Origin of the sequence: Octadecabacter sp. B2R22, assembly GCF_018861045.1 — a bacterium.
Lineage (GTDB): Bacteria > Pseudomonadota > Alphaproteobacteria > Rhodobacterales > Rhodobacteraceae > Octadecabacter.
In genome coordinates this window covers 438,995-462,825 of sequence record NZ_JAHKQJ010000002.1, presented here as the reverse complement: position 1 = coordinate 462,825, position 23,831 = coordinate 438,995, and the positions used below count along the sequence as shown (strand labels likewise).

The following is a 23,831-nucleotide window of genomic DNA, read 5'->3' as shown; positions in this document are numbered from 1 at the left end:
CCGCTTCGGTCCGTTCCGCGCCCAGCGCCGCTTGCTGCGTTGCTGATGAAGGGGGTTCTACGGTCAGTGAACAAAACCCGCAACCCCTTTTTTAGAGAAAAGCGCATGTAATGATGAAGTTTCTTTTGGAGCCTTATTTTTATGGCCCCACCCTCAATACCTGATCGTCTAAACCCTGTGAAAGCCCCCTCTTTGCCCCCACTTTTGGCGGCTGGCCGTGGTTTTTCTCGATTCCATTGAAACGTAACAGGTCTACTGAGCGATTTAGCGACTCGGTTTGGCTCCGACTCGGATTCGTGCGTCGGTTTGCAGGGCCCTGCCCCTCCTCAAACGCCGATCTTCAAGGCGCCATTGGGCATGTGGCGCCTCTCCGGGCGCTCGTGTGTGATAACAGTCCGTAAGCAACGAAAAGGGCCGCACGGCATCTCTGCTGAACGGCCCAAATGTATACGCCACTCCAATCGCGGCGGATGCGGCGATCCCCAGTTATCCCACCAAAAGCTTTGCTTCGTGCATTTTAAGGGCGCGCCGTGCGGACTGGTATCCTTCCAGCCCTTGCTCGTCTTGAAGCTCAGGGAAGAGCTCGAAGATTTCGTTGCGCTGGCTGTTGCCGATCCCCTTGAGGGTATAATCCCCTGGTTGGAAGCTTTCTGTCCATGCACCGTTGCTTAGAACCACTTCGTGGCGGTCGAACAGGAGGTGAAAGTAGCTCACTTCGGCGTTGTGCGCTTGGCTGACACCCTCCATGGCCAAAAGGTGCTTGGCGGCCGCCAACACTTCGTTTTCACCAAACAGCAACGCAGCGCGTTCGCCCGTCAGAAGGATGCGGTGGTTTGGAGATACGGTCATATCCGTTTCAGGCATGTTTGGACCCAGCGCCCCCGCAGACACAGAGATCGGCGTCCATTCCGGTGTCATCTTCATCTCAATGGCGGTCACATCGCGACGCCCGACCCAGCGGACCTCTTGAAGGCCGCTATCTCGGGTCAGGACAAGATCGCCAGCTTTAATCTCCTCGACCCTCTTTTCGCCGTTGTTCGTGGCGATACGTGTTCCCAATGAAAAGCACGGGACAAGATCTGCTGCTTGGCGATCCGCAACGAGGTTAAACGCCTGCCCCGTGTTGTTACTTCCGTAAATCGGGGAGATCAGCTCCAAAGACTGTATCGGCTGCGCTTCAATCGCCGCTTGGTCAGCATTGGCCGAAAACTCGGGCATAAGATAGGTGTCGCCGTTCTCAGCCTGCGCCACCACAGCCGTGATCGTCGCGGTCGTTCCGTCAAAATAGGTAATCTGTGCGTTGAACACCATTGCGGCGTCATAGGTCTGCTGCACGCCATCAACCGTAAACGTGTCCGAAGAATTGCTATTGTCGAGGTCATAGTTCGTGGATTGGCCGCCTGAAAAATCGTCTGCGACCCAATCCATAACGTTGTCAGTCGAAGCCAACGGGTTAGCCGCAGAACCATAGGTTCCCAACCAACTGTTCACAGCAGTCGTGTCGACCAATTGATCCCCTTCTTGGGTATCAATGAGATCAAGATTACCGAGATAAAGAACTTCAAATGATGTTGGCATAAATCCCCCAGGAGTTAGTCGGCGTTGGTTTGGGCTTATTCATTAGATAGGTACGCGCGCTGGCAGTATTACGGGGAAACTTACCCCTCAGTTACCCACCTACGGCGCCCCCCCGCGATGATCTTACCCGACCAACAGTTTGGCTTCGTGTTTCTTCAGAACTTTTCGGGCCGCGGCCCATTCTACTGGTGCACCGGATCGGTCCAACTCAGGGAACAAGGCAAAGATTTCGTGGCGCTGCGAATCTTCAACGCCATTCAATGAGTGATCGCTCGGCTGAAAACTTTCGCTCCAAGCGCCGTTGGACAAGATCACTTCGTGGCGATCAAATAGCAGGTGAAGGTAGGACACTTCAGCGGCGTGAACCCGTTCAATACCCGGCATGCCAATCAAATGCTTGGCGGCGGACAAGACTTCGGTTTCTTCAAAATACAGGGCTTCTTGTTGACCCGTCATCAAAAGGCGGTGGTTGGGTGACAGCATCAGATCACGCTCCGGCAGGCCATCCCCCAACGACCCAGCGCGCACCATGACCGGTTGCAGGTCTGGCGAAATGGCCAAGTCGACTTGGCCGAGGTCACGTCGACCGGCCCAGCGCAATTCCTGAATGCCATTATCGCGGGTAAAGACCTTATCGCCTTCACGAAGCGTTTCCACAGCGCGTTCGCCGTGCGGTGTGGCAATCACCGTTCCTGCGGTGAAACAGATGATGCTTTCGATGTTTGTATAGGTGATCCGGCCAAGCTCGTTCCCGTTCGGCGCGGTCTTGACCAGAATGCGGCCGTCTTCTCCGTCCGCACTTTGGCTTTCGTAGATAATCTCCAGGTCTGGGTATTCCAGATACAACGCCGCGAGATTGAGGACATCAGTGTCGCCATCGTCGGAGTCTTCGCCGCCATCAATCGTTACGTTGTTAAAATTCGTTAACGTCTGGACGTTGAATACGTCGCCACCAATTCCGCCATAGGCAATGTCGCCGTTCCCACTGAGCGTGATCGTGTCATCGCCGGCCCCGCCATAGACCGTATCCTGACCGAGGTTCTGCGTCCCTTCATCATCCAAAATGGCATCGTTGCCGTCGCCACCGTAGAGAATGTCCTGACCGGTCCCACCTTCGATTGAATCGTCGCCATCGCCGCCTTCAATGGTGTCGTTCCCGTCCCCACCGTAGAGCGTATCATTACCGCCCTCACCTGACAGGCTATCTTGACTGTTCAGGCCAGAGATTACGTCGTCTTCGGACCCGCCAACAAGCGTGTCTCCGTTTGATGTTCCAGTAATGGTGGCCATAATCGGACCCTTTTTGAAGAGCAGCGCTTCAGATCTACAAATCTGAAGCTTCTGAAACCAAATATAACTGTTTTGAATACGGCTTTTAGGGGAAATCCGGCAATCTAGTCACCGAACCTTCGACCACGAAACAATTGCTTGCCTTTGGTTGTATTGTCTTTGGCTGGGAACCGTTTGAACTATTCAAAGACGAAGACTGCACAAAAAAGAGCCGAAGTGTGAAACCACACTCCGGCTCGTTCTTCTTCACTCGGGCAAATATTCGCCCGAGTGCAGCTGCATATTAGTTCACTTAACCAAAAGCTTAGCTTCGTGCTTTTTCAGCGAGCGACGTGCAGACTGGTATCCTTCCAGACCCTGCTTTTCCTGAAGCTCGGGGAAGAGCTCAAGAATTTCGTTGCGCTGGCTGTTGCCGATACCCTTGAGAGAGTGATCACCTGGCTGGAAGCTTTCTGTCCATGCACCGTTGCTCAGAACCACTTCGTGGCGGTCGAACATGAAGTGAATGTAGGCAGTGCCCATCACATCAACAGCATGGATGCCTTCAGACCCAACGAGGTGCTTGGCTGCGGCCAGAACTTCACGCTCTTCGAAGTAGAGCTGTGTTTTGTCTGATGCGACCAGCATCCGGTGATTTGGAGACACCAGCATGTCACGCTCTGGCAGGCCGTTCCCGAGGGAACCAGCACGTACCAAGATTGGCTTGAGGTGCGGGTTAGCGACAAGCGCCTTACCGGACATCTCTTTGCGGCCAACCCAACGGATCTCTTGGATGCCGTTGTCACGTGTGATGATGCGATCACCTTCACGAAGCTCTTCGACCAGACGTTCGCCTTTTGGTGTGGCGATCGTTGTCCCTGGTGTGAAGCAAGGCACGACGTTTTCGATTTCGCTGAAGGTCATTGTGGAACCGTCAAGGAAGGTCACTTCACCAGCCTCAGGGTCGCCATCAACGTAAGTGATGAAGTCCACGTCAGACCCTGTCAGGTCGAGAACGTCGACATCGCTACCATCAGCGTCTTCGCCGCCAACAACAACGTCACCGCCGTTACCGCCAAGGAAGAGGTCAGACCCCTGCCCACCGGACAGATCGTCTACACCAGTGCCACCCGTGATTTCATCGTTGCCGTCACCACCTTCGATGACATCGTCGTTGGCACCACCGTCAAGCGTGTCGTTACCTTCGCCGCCGAACAGTGTGTCATCGTCGATTTCGCCGTCGATAACATCGTCGCCTGCGTCACCGTAAAGAACGTCGCTGTCGTCAGCACCAAAGATCGTGTCGTTGCCAGCACCGCCGTAAACGAGATCGTCGCCATTGTCGGGCTCTGGATCGCCAAGATCATCGTCGATCTGCTCAGGGAAACCATAGAGGTCAGTTCCAGGTGCTATACCAGCATAGACAGTGTCGTTACCGTCGCCGCCATAGATCTCGTCGGAACCTTCGCCACCGATGATGGTGTCGTTACCTTCGTCGCCATAGATCTCATCAGCGTCGATACCGCCGTCGATAACATCATGGCCTTCGCCACCTTCGATGTAATCGGCATCATCGCCTGTGGTGATCGTGTCGTTGCCGGCACCACCGTACACAGTGTCCAGATCGTCAGTTGGCGAGCTTCCTGGGTAGTCGCCATCCGCTGGGATGATATCGCCAAAGCTAAGATCTGGCAAAGGCACCTGATCGTTGGATGTGTCGATGATGTCGTTGCCGTCGCCACCTTCTACGATGTCGTTTCCTTCAGCTGTGCTGATTGTATCGTCACCGCGGCCGCCATCTACAGAGTCATCACCGGATGCGCCCCACAGATCGTCGTCGCCAATCCCACCGATGATCGTGTCATCGCCGGACCCGCCTTCGATCTTATCGTCGTCAGATCCGCCATCGAGAACGTCATCACCAGCACCACCGAAGAGCATGTCGGCGTTGTTGCCGCCATCGATCGTATCGTTGCCAGTGCCGCCGCTCAAAATGTCGTCGCCGCCGCCGCCGTCGATGCTGTCGTTGCCAGCGCCGCCCTCGACGGTGTCGTTATTGGCACCAGCCCAGAGGTCATCATTGCCAGACCCACCGTAGAGTTCGTCGTCGCCGCCGGACCCTTCGAGTTTGTCGTCACCGGCTTCACCGTAAAGCGTGTCGTTGCCAGCGCCACTAAAGACCATGTCGTTGCCTTCGCCACCGTAAACAGTGTCGTCGCCTTCGCCGGAATAAACCACGTCGTTGCCGCCGTAGGCTTCGATCAAATCGTCGTTCGGCGCGTGGCCTGGAATAAGCGCATCGTCGTTGTCGACCAGATCACCCTCTGGGTCACCCAAGTAGTCGCCGTCGATCAGATCGTCGCCGTCTGTACCCTCAACAGTGCCGTCAAGAATGCCAGCTTCTACCGTGATCGTGTGAACTGCGCTGTCTGTCAGACCTTCTTCGTCTTCGATGGTATAGGAGATTGTCGCTTCACCGATGAAGCCCGTTGCAGGCGTGAATGTGACTGTGCCGTTTCCATTGTCGACCAGCGTGCCCTGCTCGGCCGGAACCGTAGCAGATGTCACCGTCAGGTCGTCGCCGTCCACGTCGAAGTCGTTGTCCAGCAGGTCAACAGTTACAGCCGTGTTGAAGTCGGTGACGTCTGCATCGTCGACAGCCTCAGGAGCGTCGTTCACTGGTGTTACAGTGATCGTGTGCTGTGCTGTGTCTTCACCGCCGTTGCCGTCGCTGATCGTGTATTCGATCACAGCTTCGCCGTTCCAGTTGTCAGCTGGAGTAAAGGTGACAGTGCCGTCACCGTTGTCGACAATCTCGCCTTCGCCAGAAATCAGCGTTGCGGAGATCACTTCAAGGTCGTCGCCTTCTGGATCGCTATCGTTGGCCAACAGATCAACTGTGACAGGTGTGTCTTCGTCCGTTGTGTCTGCAGCATCAACTGCGTCTGGACCATCGTTAACTGCGTTTACAGTAACTGTGTGAACTGCACTGTCCGTCAGACCTTCTTCATCTTCGATGGTGTAGGAGATTGTCGCCTCACCGTTAAAGTCCGCAGCTGGTGTGAAGGTGACAGTGCCGTCGCCGTTGTCGACCAATGTGCCCTGATTGGCCGGAACCGTTGCAGATGTCACGGTCAGGTCGTCGCCGTCCACGTCAAAGTCGTTGGCCAGAAGATCAACTGTGATCGCTGTGTCTTCGTCCGTGCCGTCAGCATCATCAACAGCCTCAGGAGCGTCGTTCACAGGTGTCACTGTGATCGTGTGCTGCGCTGTGTCTTCACCGCCGTTGCCGTCGCTGATCGTGTATTCGATCACAGCTTCGCCGTTCCAGTTGTCAGCTGGAGTAAAGGTGACAGTGCCGTCACCGTTGTCGACAATCTCGCCTTCGCCGGAAACCAGCGTTGCAGAGATAACTTCAAGGTCATCGCCTTCTGGATCGCTATCGTTGGCCAACAGATCAACTGTGACAGGTGTGTCTTCGTCAGTTGTGTCTGCAGCATCAACTGCGTCTGGTCCGTCGTTCACTGCGTTCACGGTGACGGTGACAGTTGCGGTGTCTGTACCGCCATTGCCGTCGTCGATGGTGTACGTAATCGTTGTCTCACCGTTGAAGTCATCCGCAGGTGTGAAGGTCAGTGTGCCGTCAGGGTTGATGGTCACGTCACCATCTGGGGACGTTGCATCCGTCACCGTCAGGTCGTCGCCGTCTGGATCGTTGTCGTTGTTCAGCACGTCGATGACGACGGGTGTGTCCTCATCTGTTTCGGCGGCATCGTCTGCTGCAATCGGGCCATCGTTCACAGGGTTCACTGTGACTGTAACAGTCGCTGTGTCTGTGCCGCCGTTGCCGTCGTCGATGGTATACGTGATTGTTGTTTCACCGTTAAAGTTTTCATCTGGTTCGAATGTCAGCGTGCCATCTGGGTTGATGGTGACTGTGCCATTCGGGGATGTCGCATCGGTTACTGTTAGATCGTCGCCGTCCGGATCAGAGTCATTGCCCAGAACGTCGATGTCGACAGAACCGTCTTCGTCAACTTCTGCTGCATCGTTTACAGCGTCTGGCCCGCGGTTCACTTCATCGCCGATCACTTCTTCGATCTCAGTGAACGCCAGAGTTTCGCCCGTCGGGTTACCGTCTGCGTCTACGAAGACAACTGTACCGTCGATGCCATTGCCATTGCTGTCTTCCACGACATTGTCGAGGTAGTAAGGGCCTTGGCCTGTCAGGTCCAACGTATCAAAGTCTGTGCCGCCAGCGCCGCCGTCGACAACCGTGTCGTCTGCGTCTGCGATCAACAGATCGTCGCCGTCACCGCCCTTAAGCATGTCAGCGCCTTCGCCGCCGTTCAGGACGTCGTCACCAGCACCGCCGAACAGCATATCGTCGCCATCTTCGCCGATTAGCTCATCGTTGCCGTCCTCACCGTAGAGCCAGTCAGCACCGCCGCCACCAAGAACGGTGTCGTCGCCGTCGCCCATGAAGGCTTCGTCGTGGTCATCGCCAGTTTCGGCATAATCATTGCCTTCGCCACCGTGGACAACGTCAACGCCCGTACCACCGTAAATTTCATCGTCGCCAGCGCCGCCGAACAAATCATCACGGCCGCCTGCGCCACCGTAGATTTTGTCATCGCCTTCGCCGCCATAGATGTCGTCCCAGCCATCATCACCGGACAGAACGTCGTTGCCGGCGTTGCCTTCTATGTAATCATTGCCGTCGCCACCAGAAATCACGTCCGCTGTGTCGCAGTCGTCTGGGTTGATGGAATACGTCAGGTTGTCGATCGCACCGGAACCCGCAAGGATAACTTCGATAGACCCAACGTTTGACAGGTCAGTTGTGATCGTCTCTTGGCCGTTGTTGCCCGTAACAACATCAACCTGCTGAAGAAGGTTGCCGTTGACGTCGTAATACTTAACCCAAGCGGCTTCTTCGATGTCGAGAAGCGTGATGGATGTTACTGTAGCGGGCGCTTCGAACGTGATGTTGAATGTGCCGCCGTGTGCTTCGTCATCCGGATCGGATGCGTCGCGGTCCTCGGACAAGATCAGAACATTTCCAAGGTTGTTTGTTGCAAGGTCGTTGTCGCCGCCCGTTGGGTTTGCAGTGTCGAACACCATGACTGGGTTCTTTGGATCACCGGACGTGATGGAAACGCCTTCGCCAATGTACTGACCTTCGACCAAATCACCAGCGGACAGCTCGTTAAAGTCCTGCGTGCCATCGAATGACATGTTGCCACCGATAAGAGTGTCATTGCCAGCACCACCAAGGATGCTGTCAGACCCGCCGCCGCCGTAAACGACATCATCATCGGAACCTGCATTGATTACATCATTGCCTTTTGCGCCGGACAACAAATCGTCGCCGGAACCGCCGTAGATTTTGTCGCCACCAGTGCCGCCAGTTGCGATATCATCGCCTGCGTCGCCGTAGATGGTGTCAGAGCCGGAACCGCCGAACATTACGTCGTTGTCGTTCATGCCTTCGAGGATGTCGTTACCGCTTTCGCCGTAAAGAACATCGTCACCGTCCTGACCGCAAAGCGTGTCATGGCCGGAACCGCCATAGACTTCGTCGTCGCCGTCATTCGCCATGACAAGGTCATTGCCACCGCCCGCAAGAACGATGTCGTCCTGCGCTGCTTCGCCAGGAAGGAGAGCATCGCTATCGTCGATCTCGTCGCCATCTTCGTCTTCGTATTGGCCTACGATGATCTGATCATCGCCAGACGTGCCGTCAACATAACCATCTTCGTTCTCAGCAACGTTGAATGTGATGTCGCTCACGGCAACTGTGCCGGAATAATTACGCTCTGGACCATCGTCCAAAACAATCCAGAAGGAAGTGAGTGGTCCTGGGATGCAAATTTCGATGTCTTGTTCGTTATTGTCCGCGCCCGGGCCAGGTGCGTTGGTCTGAGTACCAGTGACAGAGTTGCCATTGACGGAGTGAACGCCAGTCGCTTCGAATTGAACTTCGACAGGGTTACCGTCCGCGTCCTTGGTCATGATTGTGATCTCATCGAGAGCATCAACATCAAGAAGCGTGAATTTCACGTCAGTGACTTCTTCGGAGAATGTAATGTCTGCTGAGCTGTCTTTGCAGACGTCCCAGTTCTTCAGCATACCGTTTTCAACAAACCATTGATCGCCGTCGCTATTTTGAGGTGTTGCAATGCTCACACCAATAGTGCCGTCCGGACCATTGATTGTGTTGTTGCCGTCCACATCTGTGTTGGACCAGTCAATTGTATAATCAGACATCGTCGTTCCTATCTTACCCTTCGAAACAGCCAACCGGCCGTTCCTTTATGACGCGTATCTGCAGGATGGGGTTTTCCGGCCACAAACCAACAAACACACTGACCGCAAAAGCGATCACACTCTCATCCGCACAAAAAAAGGGATAGACCCGTTTCCGCAGACACCACTTATTCACCAAGACCTAAATCTTGATCCGGCAACCCCAGTTAGCCGGCATGTCCCCCAGTAGGACCCTTTCTCGATACAGGCAGAAATGGGGCAGAAAAAGCGAAAAGTGTCAGAAACAGGGTGCCCTTTTGGACAGGTATTGACGTGCGGGTAAAGAAACGGGGGCAAATAGCGTAACGTTATGGAAACGCACCGTATCTAAAACCGAAGCAATACCGCGCCATTTAGACCATATTTGCCCAATTTGTGGCTAATTTGAGCAATAAGACTTAAATCGGCATCCTTTAGCGAACAGTTAACTTTACGGGGAAAAACAATGCGTTTCGCTCACTTTTGGACGCACTTTTCTCTATTACCCCACATTTCGCTGTTCACAATTATGTAATAATTCCAATACAGCCCCCCATTTGTTGCCAAAATCGCGACAATCCCAAAATTTGTCGAAAAAGGATTACAACCCAAGGTTTTTCACCCCCTTCAGGGCTCCACCCTAAGGAATTTCCGACAAGGTCATGTTACCAGCACCCTTGCGGGTTTGGCTAAGTGGACGGATAGTCGCGCAATGACCAAACTTGAGCCTCTCCTGTCCCGTATCGCCGGAAAACGCGACGATCTCATTGCTCTGACGCAAGACATGATCCGTATTCCGACACTGAATCCACCCGGCGAAAACTACCGCGACATCTGTGACTATCTGGATCAGCGATTAACAAAGTCTGGGTTCACGACGGAATTAGTGCGTGCTCACGGCACCCCCGGTGACAGCGATAAATATCCCCGTTGGAATATCATCGCGCGGCGCGAAGGAACCCGCACAGGGGACTGCATTCATTTCAACAGTCACACAGATGTGGTCGAAGTCGGGAATGGTTGGACTCAAGACCCGTTTGGTGGGGCCCTTATCGATGGCAAGATTTACGGGCGTGGCGCCTGCGATATGAAAGGCGGACTTGCGGCCTCTATTATTGCCGCTGAAGCCTTTATCGAAGAATTCCCCGATTTTTCCGGAGCAATTGAAATCTCTGGCACAGCGGATGAGGAGTCCGGTGGCTATGGCGGCGTCGCCTACCTCGCTGAAAAGGGGTACTTTTCCCCGTCTCGTGTACAACACGTTATAATTCCCGAACCGCTGAACAAAGACCGTGTTTGCCTTGGGCACCGTGGCGGGTGGTGGGCTGAAATAGAAACCTTTGGTGAAATCGCCCATGGCTCAATGCCCTTCCTAGGCGATTGTGCGGTGCGCCATATGGGAGCCGTGTTGGAAAAATTCGAAACAGACCTGTTTCCCGCCATGGCCACACGTTACACAGACATGCCCGTCGTGCCAGAAGGCGCTCGCCAATCTACCATGAACATCAATTCCATTCATGGCGGCCAAAACGAACAAGCTGATGATTTCACAGGGCTGCCCGCCCATTGCGTGCCGGATTCCTGCCGTATCGTCATTGACCGACGCTTTCTTGATGAAGAACCGCTAGACCAAGTCCGCGCCGAAGTGACAGATATCTTGAACGGTCTCAAATCCAGCCGCTCGAAGTTCGAGTATAAACTGACAGAACTCAACCATGTGCTTCCCTCGATGACAGACCGTGATGCGCCGATTGCCACGACCCTCGCCGCCCAAATCGAAAAGGTGCTGGGCACACCCGCGCAGTTCGTCGCCTCCCCCGGCACCTATGATCAAAAACACATCGACCGGATCGGGAAGCTCAAGAACTGCGTTGCCTACGGCCCCGGCATCCTCGAATTGGCGCATAAGCCTGACGAATATATTGGCGTGGATGACATGATGGACAGCGTCGAAGTCATGGCACGCAGCCTCGTGGAGATCTTGAAACCCTAATGGGACGGTGGGGGGCAGACCGGTTCGCGCAGCGATGATCTATCCGTGGATAGATCAAGGTCTGAGCGGGCGGAGCACAGGGGAGGCGCATTTGAGCCTGTCAGGCTCAAACAGCGACGTCCGGCGTCACACAGCGATATTATCAATCAACCGCACACCGGCCAGCCATGCCGCCGCAAATAGGCGCGCATCCGGCTTCATGCTGTCCAGCAAGGACAGGTCCGCCCCATCGCGCAGTTCAAGGTAGTCCACCTCATTGAACCCAGCCGCCAAAAGGCGCGCCGTTGCGTCAGGAACAATCTCTGACATCGTCTTGCCGTCGTTAAGCGACGCTGAGACATCGTCCATAACCTCAGCCAGAAGCGGTGCTTTGATACGGCTGCGGTCCGACAACAACAGGTTGCGCGATGACATCGCCAGCCCGTCTTCTTCTCGGATCGTCGGACAACCAACCACTTCAATAGGGATATCCAGATCAGCCGCGAGCCGTGTAACGACCTGAAGCTGCTGGTAATCTTTCTCGCCAAAGAACGCTTTGTCTGCTTGGGTTTGTAGAAACAATTTGCTCACCACAGTTGCCACGCCATCAAAATGCCCGGGCCGCGCAGCACCGCACAACATATCCGTCAGCCCGCTGACCGATACGTTTGTCGCAAAACCGTCTGGATATATCTGATCCGCGTCAGGAACATAAATCGCATCAACCTCAAAAGACGTTAGTTTCTTGGCATCATCATGTTCGGTGCGCGGGTAATTTTCCAAATCTTCGGGATTGTTGAACTGTTTGGGGTTCACAAAAATCGTAACGATCACGCGGTCACAATGATCCTTTGCCGCGCGTACCAGCGACAAATGTCCCTGATGCAGCGCGCCCATGGTCGGCACAACGCCGATCACGTCGCCCGCTTTGCGCCACCCTGCCGTCATTTGGCGAAGGTCGGCGAGCGTCCTAACTATAGGAGCAGTCATTTGCTTGGGACCTCGTCAGCAAAGGTGTGTTCTTGCGCTGGGAAACTACGCGAACGCACGTCTGCCGCATAGGCAGCGATGGCTGCTTCGCCGTCGTCGCCAAGATGCGCATAGCGTTTTACGAACTTCGCCTTAAACGCCGTAAACAGGCCCAACATATCATCGACCACCAAGATCTGACCGTCACATCCAGCGCTGGCCCCGATACCGATAGTCGGAATTGCGATTTGCGCGGTCACTTCGTCGGCCAGCCCAGCCGGCACCTTTTCAAGCACCACAGCAAAAGCCCCTGCATCCGTCACAGCCTGTGCATCATCCATCAGCACAGACCGCGCATCGCCGCGCCCTTGCACCTTATATCCGCCCAACGTGTTGATCGACTGAGGCGTCAGCCCCACATGCGCCATCACCGGAATCCCACGCGCCACAAGAAACGCAATCGTTTCAGCCATGGCAACGCCGCCTTCCAGCTTTACAGCGCCCGCGCCTGTTTCGGCCATCAGTGTCGCGGCATTTGCAAAGGCTTGTTCGGGGCTTTCTTCATAGCTGCCAAACGGCATGTCGATGACCATCATCGCTGACTTTAGACCGCGGAACACGGCTTTCCCGTGCATGATCATCATTTCCATCGTCACGCCCAGCGTCGATGGCAGACCATGAAGCACCATGCCAACACTGTCGCCGACCAAGACGAAATCGCAATGCTCATCCATCATTTCCGCCATGGGCGTCGTATAGGCGGTTAAGCTGACCAGCGGAGTGCCCCCTTTGGCTGCGCGGATATCATCCGCCATCGGCGCGCGTTTCTTGGCTGTAGCACTCATATCAAGTCTCCGTCGTCTCTCTTTAAGACGTCGTATCAGCCACACGCAGGCCTTTCCACCGCGAAAGATAATTTCGCCGCCACGGCATCTGGCGATTGGCGGCGTTCCATTGCACAGTTGCATCAGTCACCACAGCAAACGGCAAAGCCATGACCTATGCACCCGGACCTCGAAACCTGATCACTGATGTCGCTGGCCTACGGGTGGGCAATGCGCAAGACCATCAACTGAAATCCGGCAGCACCGTTTTGGTCGCGGATTCGCCATTTACCGCGTCGGTGCATGTCATGGGCGGCGCACCCGGCACGCGCGAGACAGACCTTCTTGCGCCTGACAAAACCGTGCAACAGGTTGATGCCTTGGTTCTTTCTGGCGGGTCGGCTTTTGGTCTGGATGCCTGCAGCGGCGTGGCGGCTGGGTTACGCGACAAAGGGCGCGGCTTTGCTGTCGGCGATGTGACCGTTCCTATCGTTCCCGGTGCTATTGTGTTCGACCTGATAAACGGCGGCGACAAAGACTGGGATGTGAACCCTTACGCTGCCTTTGGGAGAGCTGCACTTGATACTGCGGGTGAGGACTTCACACTCGGCAGTCATGGCGCAGGCACAGGCGCGATGGCAGCACGCCAAATGGGCGGGCTCGGGTCGGCCTCGGTTGTTTTGCCAGACGGCACCACGGTTGGCGCGTTGGTCGTGGTGAATTCACTGGGCAGCGTCACAACATCAGGGGACCGCCATTTCTGGGCGGCCCCCTTTGAAATGGATAATGAGTTCGGTGGCCTCGGCCCCGATCCTGCCGCTGGTTACACAAGCCCCGACCCAAGCCTGAAAGAGCAAGCAATGGGGCTGCACGCGACGCGCGGCGCCAATACCACCATCGCGATTGTCGCAACGGATGCCCCGCTCAGCAAAGTTCAGTGTCACCGGCTGGCGGTCATGGCACATGACGGGATGGCGCGCGCGATTGTGCCGTCGCATACGCCGCTTGATGGCGATTTGGTGTTTGGCGTGTCCACCAATGATGACCCGCCCGTCGACGTTTCAACCTTCGCCGCAATCGGAGCTGCCGGAGCAACATGTCTTAGCAGAGCGATTGCGCGCGCCATCTATGAGGCAACCCCTGCCGAGGGCGACCTCATCCCGACGTACCGTTAACCAACATCCGTTGAGGCAATCGCCGTCGCCTTTAGGATCGCAAAAATGCGGTCACCTGTTTGCAGTGCCATACTGTCGCAAGACCGCTTCGTGACCCGCGCCAAAAGTCGTGAATTGCCTGCTTGCAACGCCACTGCGACACCCGGCCCGCCGCCCCGTTCAAGCGCGGCAATCGTAACCGGCAGAACATTCAACGCGCTCAACCCTTCGGGCTGCATGCGAGACAGAATGATATCTTGCGCAGGAACGCGAACGCGCACGGTCCCGCCCGCACGGCCGACAGCGCCGGGCACCCAAACAGCCCCCGCGCCGGTTTCGATTTTCGTGAGGCCATCATCCGCATGGCCAACGACACGCCCAGTCAAAACCGCACCCGCATCGCGCACACCAAGAAACGGCACAGCGGCTGGATCAGACAGCACATCTTCCATGTCGCCCGACAAAACCACCTGACCTTTATTGAGCACAACGATATTACGTGCGAGCCGTGCGACCTCTCCCATGTCGTGACTGACGTATAGGATCGGGATCGACGTCTGATCGCGCAGCGCTTCTATATAGGGAAGCACTTCGGCCTTTCGTGGGGCATCAAGGGCGGACAGTGGTTCGTCCATCAACAAGAGTTCCGGTGCCGACATAAGGGCACGGCCAAGTGCTACGCGCTGACGTTCGCCGCCCGAAAGTGTCGCGGGGGAGCGGTCTAACAAGGCTTCAAGGCCAAGCACGGCAATGACGGCGTCTTCGTCATGGGACCCACCGTAACGCAGGTTTTTTAACACAGTCATATGCGGAAAAAGTCGTGCGTCTTGAAAGACGTACCCAACCTTCCTCATGCAAGGTCTTAAGTGGGTTAGATCAACGCCGGACAAAGTTACCTGTGCTCGTTCACAAGGCAAAAGCCCCGCGACCGCTCGAATGACGCTCGTTTTGCCAGATCCTGACGGTCCGAAAATCGCCGTGATCCCTGCAGGTGCATCAAAGGCCACATCCAAGGAAAAGCCATCGAATGTTTTGGCTATATCGACTGACAACATCAGCGCGCCCTCGCCTTTGTGACCCGCTGCGCGAGGACTTCGCTTATGATCAATGCGACTGCCGCAATGAGGATCGACACGACCGCCAACCGCAGCGCAAGGGGTTCACCGCCCGGAACATCCAGCAAAGTATCTATCGACAGGGCTAACGTCTGGGTCTGCCCTGGTATGTTGGATACGAACGTGACCGTCGCTCCGAATTCGCCCATTCCTTTGGCAAAGCCAAGCACCGCCCCCGCCAAGATCCCCGGCCACGCGAGCGGCAATGTCACTGTGCGCAGCACCTTCAGGCGCGATGCGCCCAGTGTGCTTGCAGCTTCTTCCAGACCGGAATCGACTGCTTCTAACGACAAACGGATGGCACGCACCATCAATGGGAACCCCATGATCGCGGCGGCCAAGGCGGCCCCCGTCCAGCGGAATGCAAAGACCAAACCAAACAGGTTTTCAAATAGTTCCCCCAAGGGGCCTGTGCGCCCAAACCCAAGCAACAAAAGATAGCCTGTCACAACGGGCGGCATCACAAGCGGCAGATGCACCAAAACATTCAACGCTTGGCGACCAAAGAAGCGCCCCCGCGCCAAGGCGTATGCCACGCCAAAACCAATCGGCAAACTGCACAACGTGGCCCAAAACGCGACCTTGAGCGACAGCCACAGGGCCGCCCACTCAGCAGGTCCGAGGAGTTCATTCATTGATCAGTCACCGGTGTAAAACCCCATTCAGATAAAATCTCTTGGCCCGCATCGCCTCGAACATACTCGAAAAACGGCGCGCCCAGATCCGTAACATATCCACCAGAAAAAACGATGGGGGGATGGGTTTCTTCGGCAAACCCGTACACTTTTCGCAGATCAGGGATCGCCACAAGGTCGCTCGCATAGCCTATGCCGAAAGCCGCCTCGCCGCTTGTCACGAACCGTAATGCAGCACGGACGTTGTTGGCCTGAACAATGCGCGGTTCCAATGTTTCCCACAGGCCAAGGGAAACCAGTGCCGCCTTACCATAGCGCCCAGCGGGAACAGCATCGACCTGCGCCATTGCAATGTAACCATCAGAAAGATGGTCAGGAATGCTGTTGGAATCATCAATCGGGACACCATCCAGCGCAACCATCACAAGGCTATTGCCCGCAAACGCGGCAACCTGTTCCACCCCACCCTCATCTACCAACCAATCAGCCCAATCCGCATCGGCCAACAAAACTACATCCGCAGGCGCACCCTGAACCACTTGCCGCGCAAGGGTCGACGACGCAGCAAACACCAATGTGACGGTGTCGCCCGTTTCAGCCTCATATGTTTCTGCAATGCCAGAAATCGCGTCACGCAAGCTCGCCGCGGCGAAGACTGTCACATCATCGGCCGCCACTGGTGACACAAGAAACACCGACAGTGCCACGGCACAGCCAAATCTTGTCGTATTCCATCCGGTGCTTCGTTGCATTTCTATTACTATTCCGTAGGATAAGCCTTCGACGAATAGTGCACACCAACGCGCACGAAGGGCAACAGCCGGAACGACAGGCATGAGCGAAATTCAGCAACAGGAAATTGAGCTAGGCAAAGGCGCCAAGACCGAATTGCGCACGCAGTTCGCAGCGCTGTGTTATCGGATCAGAGACGGTAAAGTGCAGATTTGCTTGGTAACGTCGCGCCGAACGAAACGCTGGATCGTGCCCAAAGGCTGGCCGATGAACGGTGAAACCCCTATGGATGCCGCCGCAACCGAAGCCTTTGAGGAAGCAGGTGTGCGTGGCAAAGTCCATGTGCGGCCAGCAGGCGTTTTCAGCTACTCCAAAACCTTTTCCAAAGATGAGCTGCCCTGCCTTGCAGTCGTCTATCCGCTGAAGGTGAAAAAGGTTTTAAAAACGTGGCCCGAGCGCAAGGAACGCACGCGAAAATGGCTGCCTCGCAAGAAAGCCGCGGCCCTTGTTGATGATGCTGAACTCTCTGCGATCATCTTGAATTTCAGACCAAAAACCGCTTAGGCCGTTGCCGCGTCCCGTTTGCCGTCCTATGTCTATAAGAGAGAAAGGGCGATAAAACAGTGATCCGCTATACATTGATATGCAACGAATACCACCAGTTCGACAGCTGGTTTCAGTCGTCAGACGGGTTTGATGCCCTTGCCGATGCAGGCCATTTGTCTTGTGCGATCTGTGGGTCCAGCGATGTTAAGCGGTCTTTGATGGCACCGAGTGTTCAGTCAAAATCAAAGGCGCCCGAACTCAAGTCACCGCAATCAGATGCGGAAACCGCCCTCACCCAGATGCGCAAAGACGTTGAAGCAAACAGCGAATACGTTGGTGAAGGTTTCGCCAAAGAAGCCCGCAAGATGCACGACGGAGACGCCCCCGAACGCGCGATCTACGGCGAGGCCAAATTGGACGAGGCCAAAAAGCTGATCGAGGATGGCGTGCCCGTGGCCCCGCTACCCTTCATGCCCAAACGCAAATCCAACTAACCCGAAAGAGCCTAGTCGCCTTCAAATTCACATAGAATGTGAACGTCGTGTCCCAGTTTCTCGAGCTTTTCGCGTCCACCGAGTTCTGGAAGATCGATAACAAAGGCACAGCCCACGACATCGCCGCCGAGCCTTTCGAGCAGTTTGATACCGGCCTCAGCCGTACCGCCCGTCGCCAAAAGGTCATCCACGACCAAAACCTTTGCGCCCGCCTCGATGGCATCGTCATGCATTTCCATCACGGCCTCGCCGTATTCCAGCGAATAGGCCTGTTCAATCGTCTTACCGGGCAGCTTGCCTTTCTTGCGGATCGGGACGAACCCTTTGCCAAGTTGGTGCGCAATCGCGCCCCCCAAAATGAACCCTCGCGCCTCAAGGCCCACAACCACATCAATGTCTTCACCCGCGTAAGGGTGCAGCAACTGATCCACCGCCATGCGAAAACCGCGCGGGTTAGCAAAAAGTGTCGTGACATCGCGAAACATGATCCCTTCGTGGGGGAAGTCGGGGATGGTGCGGATATAGTCCTGAACGGTCTTTCGTTGCGGTTTCATCTTGGTTCCTTGTTAGAGGTTAGGGGGTGTTTGGGTAATGACGTCTCAGCGCTTCTCGGTCTTGGCGGCCAAGTTTTGCGACACTGTTACTGTCCTCGGAAAAGACCGACAACGTGTTGTAGTGCGGATTTCGAATATCGGTCATCAAACCCATCGCTTGGCTGAGTTCTTCGACCATAACAGAGCCAGCTTGATCAATCGGAAGATCGCCTGCAAAGACGATCGCCGCTTCGGTCAGTTTAAGGTTTTCGTCCCAGAACACTTGCACCAATGCCGCCCCGATCTGGGTTCCATCCAATTGGGAATATCCTGTACCGCGTACCACGTCGCCTGCGCGGATGGGTTGCAGATAGATAACAATGTCCGCCGGTTGGGATTTGGAAACGCGGCGTACTGTAATACCCGAGACCGCGCCGTTGATCTGCGCCACCGCCGCCCCAAGAGCGCGATCCATTTCGCGCGCGAGTTCGGTTGAGTAGCCAATCGGGATCGGCGCAAACGTCACCGTGACGACACGATGCCCCCAATGAATGATGGGTTCGTTGCAGCCTTCCCCGGGTCGTGCAGCGCATGACACCAGTCGGTAGAAGTCAGTGTCGCTCAGTGGGCCGTCTGTTGTCACGTACTCCTGCGCAAAAACTGGGGCCGTGAACACAGCAACCCCGATCCATGCAAGAATACGGCAGATCACAGTACGCGGCCTGCAACGGCGTCCAGTTTGGCCAAGAGTGCTGGATCGCGTGCATCCGGTGCTGTCATGATCGCAAATTCCAAGGCACGGTCACATCCGCACGGGCATGGCTCGCGTTCACCAGACAGGATTTGCGCAATCCCCGCCACCGTCGTTTTGGCCGCTGCGGAATTGGCCCCCAGCGTCGCGATGATGTCGGAAATATCGACGCTGCCATGATCGGGGTGCCAGCTGTCATAGTCCGTGATCATCGCGATTGAAGCGTAGCAAAACTCCGCCTCGCGGGCGAGTTTCGCTTCGGGCATATTGGTCATGCCGATCACGTCACAGCCCCAGACCTCACGGTAGAGTTTACTTTCAGCGAGCGACGAGAATTGCGGGCCTTCCATCGCCAGATAAGTGCCGCCGCGGTGAACGGTCACACCAGCGGCTATCCCCGCAGTTTCACTAGCGTCACCAAGACGCGAACACACAGGGTGCGCCACACTGACATGCGCCACACAGCCTGTGCCAAAGAACGACTTTTCACGGGCAAAGGTTCGGTCGATAAAGTCACTGACGATCACAAAATCCCCTGGTGCCATTTCTTCGCGAAACGATCCGCACGCAGAGACTGAGATAACATCGGTGCAACCAAGTCGTTTTAACACGTCAATGTTGGCGCGATACGGGACGGTGCTTGGCGAATGAACGTGCCCTCGCCCGTGGCGCGGCAAAAATACCATCTCAACGCCGTGCAACGTGCCGCACAAGACATCGTCTGAGGGCGCACCCCACGGGCTGTCCACGGAGACCCAATTGGCGTCTTCTAAGCCTTCGATATCGTATAGGCCCGATCCGCCGATGATTCCGAGTTTAGTTTGCATAAATCCCCGCCTTGTTGTCTCTCAACCCTGCCGTGCATGTTCCAACTTGTGAAGAGTTCAAATCGTTTAACGGCCCATAAAACCCGCGAAAGGCATCCAAGGGGTGACAGCGCAGGCACCTTGGGCTAAACGGCGGCCAAAGAACCCCAAACAATTAGGTGCTCCGTTGCGTCAGTCCATCCTCGCTAATCTTGTCGGTCGTCTTGAAGACGCTGATCTAAAGCCATCCAGCCGCAATCTGACACCTGATCGTCTACGCATCGAAGTGCTGTCTGGCCTGACGGTTGCTCTCGCGCTTGTGCCCGAAGCTGTTGCCTTTGCGTTCGTTGCAGGTGTTGACCCGCTGGTCGGGCTATATGCAGCGTTTATCGTGGGCTTGGTTACAGCTCTGATCGGTGGTCGTCCGGGGATGATTTCCGGCGCAACAGGTGCGTTGGCCGTTGTCATGACTGCTTTTGTGGTTTTGCACGGTATTGAATACCTATTTGCTGCGGTCGTTTTAATGGGACTGCTTCAGCTCGTCGTCGGGTTCATGCATTGGGGTAAATTCATTCGCCTTGTGCCTCATCCTGTGATGTTGGGCTTTGTTAACGGGCTCGCGATCGTTATTTTCCTTGCCCAGCTTGGCCAGTTCCAAGTGCCCGGAACGGCACATGGCGGCAGTCACGGGATTCCAAATGGCGAATGGCTGACTGGAACAAAACTGTACCTCATGTTGGCACTGACGGCGCTGACCATGGCGATCATTTGGGTTTGGCCGAAGATCACAAACCTAGTTCCAGCGCCATTGGCAGGCATTGGCATCGTTGCCATTCTTGCAATCGCGCTGGACCTCGATGTTCTGCTGGTCGGTGATCTCGCGAGTATCGAAGGCGGCCTGCCACCTTTCCACATTCCGATGGTCCCTCTTACGCTTGAGACTTTGTATATTATCCTGCCTTTCTCGCTTGTTTTGGCATCCATTGGTTTGATCGAAAGCCTGCTGACATTGAACCTGGTTGGTGAAATTGTTGGTAAACGAGGCGGCGCATCTCAAGAATGTATCGCCCAAGGTGTCGCAAATACCGTCACTGGTTTCTTTGGTGGCATGGGTGGCTGTGCGATGATCGGTCAATCGATGATCAACGTGAAATCCGGCGGTCGTACGCGCATCGCTGGTACGGTAGCGGCGTTGTTCTTGTTGGCATTCATCTTGTTTGCTTCCGGCTTGATTGAGAAAATCCCGCTTTCCGCATTGGTTGGCGTCATGTTCATGGTCGTAATCGGTACCTTCGCGTGGAACTCGTTCAAAGTGATGACCAAGGTGCCGCGCATGGATGCTTTCGTCATCGTGCTGGTAACTGTTGTGACCGTCATGACAAACCTTGCCATTGCCGTTGTGGTTGGTGTGATCGTGTCTGCACTCGCCTATGCATGGTCCAACGCGCGTCGCATCCACGCAAATACCCACGTCACGCCAGAGGGCGCAAAGGTCTACAAGATCAACGGGCCACTGTTCTTCGGTTCGGCTGAAGGCTTTGTTGAATTGTTCACAGTGAATGACGACCCGAAATCAGTCATCATCGATTTTGAAGGGTCCCGCGTCGCTGATCAATCCGCGCTGCAAGCCATCGAAGCCGTCGCCGGCAAATACGAAGAGCAAGGCAAAGCGATCCAACTGCGCCACCTTACGCATGATTGCCATCAACTGCTTTCCAAGGCTGGCCACTTGGTTGTGGATAGCGACGATGACCCTGACTACGAAATCGCGGTCGATTACTCGGTGAAAACTGGCATTATTGGCGGGCATTGATCCGAACACATTGATGTTCTAAGGAGATTACAGGCGCACGTACCCGGGTCCACGGGACGCCTATTCTTGGAGCAATCGGAGTGAGAAACGGTCTTATGGCCCTCGCCGCCTATGAGCGGTGGATGAAGCAGTTTGCAGTGGTCTTAGGCGTTGGATCGACGCTGGCCATTGTTCAAGGGTGGCACTTATTAGCCATGTCGCTCAGCCTGCCATTTTGTATCATCTGGTGTTATTGTGGCTGGCTGCGCACAGAACCCCAATTGAAATGGCTGAACCTGATGTTTTCGGTGTTCTACATCTACGGTCTCGTGCGTTATTTCGTGGTGCATTAAGCGTTATTCGTCTGGCCGCACGAGCTGGAAGACGTCGCGCACAACCGAGTAATCCTTATACCCACCGCGGGCCAATGGCTGGAACTGCGTCACATCGAATGCACCGCCCACCATGCAATCATCGCGCAGATGAACGCCGACGACCTCGCCAAATACCGCGAAATTCGCGGCCCCTTCGATCTTGATGATTTGGGTCATACGGCATTCCAGAACCGCAGGTGCGCCCGCAACGTGAGCGCAATCGATTATTTGGCAAGCCGCTTTTTCGATTCCAGCGTCGGCAAATTCATCGGTCTCCCTTGGCCACATGCCACTCGTGCGGTTCATCGCATCGCGCATGGCATATTCAACAATGTTGACGGCGAAGACCCCAGTTTCACGAATATTGGCAACGCTGTCTTTCGTATCCCCTCGATCTTCTTTCACGCTGGTCGATGAAAACATCACCTGCGGGGGGTCATAAGCAACCGCATTGAAAAACGAGTACGGTGCAAGGTTGTCTGATCCATCCGCACCACGGGTCGAAATCCAGCCAATCGGGCGCGGTGTTACAACGGCATTGAACGGGTTGTGGGCCAAGCCGTGGCCGTCTTTAGGTTGGTAAAACATCTGCGCCTCAGTGGTTTGTTATCGTTAGGGCAAAGCAATAACTTGTTTGCATTGAAAGCAAAACACGAAGAAACCTAAGCGCATGGAACTGCGACAAGAAACTGCCGATGACTGGTGGGGCGTTGAGGCCCTCTATGATCTGACCTTTGCGCCTGGGCGCAAGGCGCTGTCGTCATATCGTCTTCGCGATGACGTTCCGCCGGTTCCCGATTTTTGCAGTGTCGTGCAAGATGATGACGGAGAGATTGGCGGCGCGATCCGATGCTGGCCGATCCGCATTGAGGCCCATGACGCATTGCTGCTTGGCCCTGTTTCCGTGCACCCCACGCGACAGGGCGAAGGCCTCGGCGGGCTCATGATCAGTGATGTCTTGGAACGCGCAGCCCCCGCTGGCTGGCCACGTGTACTGCTGGTTGGTGACGCGCCATATTACGAACGCTTCGGGTTTCGCCCCCTAAATGGCGTGGTGATGCCACCGCCAACGAACCCTGATCGTGTGCTCGGGTTTGGCCCGTGGGCGGGTGTTCGTGGGCGTGTCCGAAAGCGGCTTGATTCGCTCGATTAATTGAAAATCGCCACTTCATGCCCATATTAAGGGTATGACAGCTGATCCCGACACAATGAGAAACATCACCCCCCGTAACCCACCTGCCCCCTTAGGCGAGGCAGAACGCGCCCGCATTAAGGCCCTTGCCGCCCGCCAACACGCGGCGTCTGGCGTGCTCATGCAAGTTGTGACGTTCCTTGGAGGACAAGTCGAAGACGGGCTGAAACTACTGCCTGATGCAACCCGCACCCGTCTGGACGGCGCGGCCGTGCGCGCATTGCGGGCCAGTTATGATGCGGCGGGGCGCAGTCGTGGTGGCATCGGACGCGTTGTGGCGTCTGATCGTGCGCATAAAGCTCTTGCCTCGGTCTCCGGTGCAATTGGTGGACTTGGCGGTCTGCCGACAGCCCTTGCCGAACTCCCCATCGCAACAACAATGATTTTCCGCGCCGTGCAGCATGTTGCTGAAACGCACGGCGAAGACCCAACCGCGCCCGAAACCCGCGCCCAATGCCTGATGGTGTTTGGCAAAGGAGGTCACGGAAAGGATGACGACGGCGTTGATACGAGTTTCATCGGCGCGCGCATTGGCCTGTCAGGGGCCGCGATCAACAAGCTGATCAGCAAAGTCGCCCCCCAGTTTGCCACGGTCCTTGGTCAAAAGCTTGCGGGTCAGGCCGTACCAATCTTGGGCGCTGCGGCGGGGGCTGGCACCAATTACACTTTTGTCAGCTATTACACCGACATCGCACATGTGCATTTCGGGCTGCGCTCCCTCGGCCGTGATTTCGGTGAGAATGAGGTCGCGGATGCGTTCCACGAAGAGCTGTCCAAACTGACGAGCCCGCTTCTAAAAGCCTGAAA

Annotated in this window: 21 protein-coding genes; 8 read left to right on the top strand and 13 right to left on the bottom strand. The window is 55.6% G+C overall.

Translation table 11 applies throughout. From position 1 onward, the window contains the following. Positions 1–486 precede the first annotated feature (486 nt). The 3 genes from KO486_RS02375 to KO486_RS02365 all read right to left on the bottom strand — a co-directional run bounded on the left by KO486_RS02375 (position 487) and on the right by KO486_RS02365 (position 9,117). Positions 487–1,578, bottom strand: a complete 1,092-nt coding sequence (locus KO486_RS02375) for a Hint domain-containing protein (RefSeq protein ID WP_216035620.1) — start codon at positions 1,576–1,578, stop codon at positions 487–489. Between the two features lie 123 nt (positions 1,579–1,701). Beyond that, entirely contained in the window at positions 1,702–2,868 is a 1,167-nt protein-coding gene (locus KO486_RS02370; RefSeq protein WP_216035619.1) for a Hint domain-containing protein, read from the bottom strand. Positions 2,869–3,156: 288 nt separating this feature from the next. Continuing rightward, a complete protein-coding gene (locus KO486_RS02365; RefSeq protein WP_216035618.1) occupies positions 3,157–9,117 on the bottom strand; it encodes a cadherin-like domain-containing protein in 5,961 nt (1,986 codons plus the stop codon). Between the two features lie 730 nt (positions 9,118–9,847). On the opposite strand from KO486_RS02365, the gene KO486_RS02360 reads away from it, so the two are divergent. Then, positions 9,848–11,128 (top strand): acetylornithine deacetylase/succinyl-diaminopimelate desuccinylase family protein, encoded by a 1,281-nt coding sequence (locus tag KO486_RS02360; protein WP_216035617.1) that lies wholly within the window; start codon positions 9,848–9,850, stop codon positions 11,126–11,128. Positions 11,129–11,254: 126 nt separating this feature from the next. On the opposite strand, the gene panC is transcribed toward KO486_RS02360, so the two are convergent. Genes panC through KO486_RS16505 form a run of 3 tightly spaced genes read right to left on the bottom strand, consistent with a single transcriptional unit; the run spans position 11,255 to position 13,072 of the window. After that, the gene (panC, locus tag KO486_RS02355; RefSeq protein ID WP_216035616.1) at positions 11,255–12,097 is read right to left on the bottom strand and encodes a pantoate--beta-alanine ligase; all 843 of its coding nucleotides are present in this window, start codon (positions 12,095–12,097) and stop codon (positions 11,255–11,257) included. After that, the gene (panB, locus tag KO486_RS02350) at positions 12,094–12,921 is read right to left on the bottom strand and encodes a 3-methyl-2-oxobutanoate hydroxymethyltransferase (RefSeq protein WP_216035615.1); all 828 of its coding nucleotides are present in this window, start codon (positions 12,919–12,921) and stop codon (positions 12,094–12,096) included. Before panB ends, panC begins: the two co-directional genes overlap by 4 nt. Before the next feature lie 22 nt (positions 12,922–12,943). Next, complete coding sequence (locus KO486_RS16505) at positions 12,944–13,072, bottom strand: hypothetical protein (RefSeq protein ID WP_289847952.1); 129 nt, start codon at positions 13,070–13,072, stop codon at positions 12,944–12,946. Between KO486_RS16505 and KO486_RS02345 the strand changes: the two genes are divergently transcribed. Next, positions 13,071–14,075, top strand: a complete 1,005-nt coding sequence (locus KO486_RS02345; protein WP_216035614.1) for a P1 family peptidase — start codon at positions 13,071–13,073, stop codon at positions 14,073–14,075. The genes KO486_RS16505 and KO486_RS02345 overlap by 2 nt on opposite strands. On the opposite strand, the gene modC is transcribed toward KO486_RS02345, so the two are convergent. From modC to modA, 3 genes are read right to left on the bottom strand one after another with little or no spacing between them, the layout of a single operon-like run. Further along, on the bottom strand, positions 14,072–15,109 hold the full coding sequence (gene modC, locus KO486_RS02340; protein WP_216035613.1) for a molybdenum ABC transporter ATP-binding protein: 1,038 nt from the start codon (positions 15,107–15,109) through the stop codon (positions 14,072–14,074). The genes KO486_RS02345 and modC overlap by 4 nt on opposite strands. Beyond that, entirely contained in the window at positions 15,109–15,804 is a 696-nt protein-coding gene (gene modB / locus KO486_RS02335; RefSeq protein ID WP_216035612.1) for a molybdate ABC transporter permease subunit, read from the bottom strand. Before modB ends, modC begins: the two co-directional genes overlap by 1 nt. Next, a complete protein-coding gene (gene modA / locus KO486_RS02330) occupies positions 15,801–16,556 on the bottom strand; it encodes a molybdate ABC transporter substrate-binding protein (RefSeq protein WP_216035611.1) in 756 nt (251 codons plus the stop codon). The genes modB and modA overlap by 4 nt, the downstream gene beginning before the upstream one ends. An 82-nt stretch (positions 16,557–16,638) precedes the next feature. On the opposite strand from modA, the gene KO486_RS02325 reads away from it, so the two are divergent. Next, on the top strand, positions 16,639–17,100 hold the full coding sequence (locus tag KO486_RS02325) for an NUDIX hydrolase (RefSeq protein WP_216035610.1): 462 nt from the start codon (positions 16,639–16,641) through the stop codon (positions 17,098–17,100). Positions 17,101–17,159: 59 nt separating this feature from the next. Further along, positions 17,160–17,576, top strand: coding sequence for a DUF1178 family protein (locus KO486_RS02320; protein ID WP_216035609.1), 417 nt, complete (start codon positions 17,160–17,162; stop codon positions 17,574–17,576). Between the two features lie 11 nt (positions 17,577–17,587). Here KO486_RS02320 and KO486_RS02315 read toward each other — a convergent pair whose 3' ends face one another. The 3 genes from KO486_RS02315 to KO486_RS02305 are packed head-to-tail and all read right to left on the bottom strand — an operon-like array spanning position 17,588 to position 19,687. Continuing rightward, entirely contained in the window at positions 17,588–18,130 is a 543-nt protein-coding gene (locus KO486_RS02315; RefSeq protein WP_216035608.1) for an adenine phosphoribosyltransferase, read from the bottom strand. Positions 18,131–18,149: 19 nt separating this feature from the next. Continuing rightward, entirely contained in the window at positions 18,150–18,821 is a 672-nt protein-coding gene (locus KO486_RS16405; RefSeq protein ID WP_216035607.1) for a DUF2927 domain-containing protein, read from the bottom strand. Next, positions 18,818–19,687: an S-methyl-5'-thioadenosine phosphorylase gene (locus tag KO486_RS02305; protein WP_216035606.1), complete on the bottom strand. Its 870-nt coding sequence runs from the start codon at positions 19,685–19,687 to the stop codon at positions 18,818–18,820. Before KO486_RS02305 ends, KO486_RS16405 begins: the two co-directional genes overlap by 4 nt. Before the next feature lie 166 nt (positions 19,688–19,853). Here KO486_RS02305 and KO486_RS02300 point away from each other — a divergent pair, with 166 nt between their 5' ends. Then, positions 19,854–21,479 (top strand): SulP family inorganic anion transporter, encoded by a 1,626-nt coding sequence (locus KO486_RS02300; RefSeq protein WP_216035605.1) that lies wholly within the window; start codon positions 19,854–19,856, stop codon positions 21,477–21,479. Positions 21,480–21,559: 80 nt separating this feature from the next. Next, positions 21,560–21,811, top strand: coding sequence for a peptidase (locus tag KO486_RS02295; RefSeq protein WP_303435628.1), 252 nt, complete (start codon positions 21,560–21,562; stop codon positions 21,809–21,811). A gap of 3 nt (positions 21,812–21,814) precedes the next feature. On the opposite strand, the gene KO486_RS02290 is transcribed toward KO486_RS02295, so the two are convergent. Beyond that, positions 21,815–22,420, bottom strand: coding sequence for a flavin reductase family protein (locus KO486_RS02290; protein WP_216035604.1), 606 nt, complete (start codon positions 22,418–22,420; stop codon positions 21,815–21,817). 82 nt (positions 22,421–22,502) lie between these two features. Here KO486_RS02290 and KO486_RS02285 point away from each other — a divergent pair, with 82 nt between their 5' ends. Continuing rightward, positions 22,503–22,985, top strand: coding sequence for an N-acetyltransferase (locus KO486_RS02285; RefSeq protein ID WP_216035603.1), 483 nt, complete (start codon positions 22,503–22,505; stop codon positions 22,983–22,985). A gap of 34 nt (positions 22,986–23,019) precedes the next feature. Then, positions 23,020–23,829: an EcsC family protein gene (locus KO486_RS02280; protein ID WP_216035602.1), complete on the top strand. Its 810-nt coding sequence runs from the start codon at positions 23,020–23,022 to the stop codon at positions 23,827–23,829. The last annotated feature ends 2 nt before the right edge of the window (positions 23,830–23,831 follow it).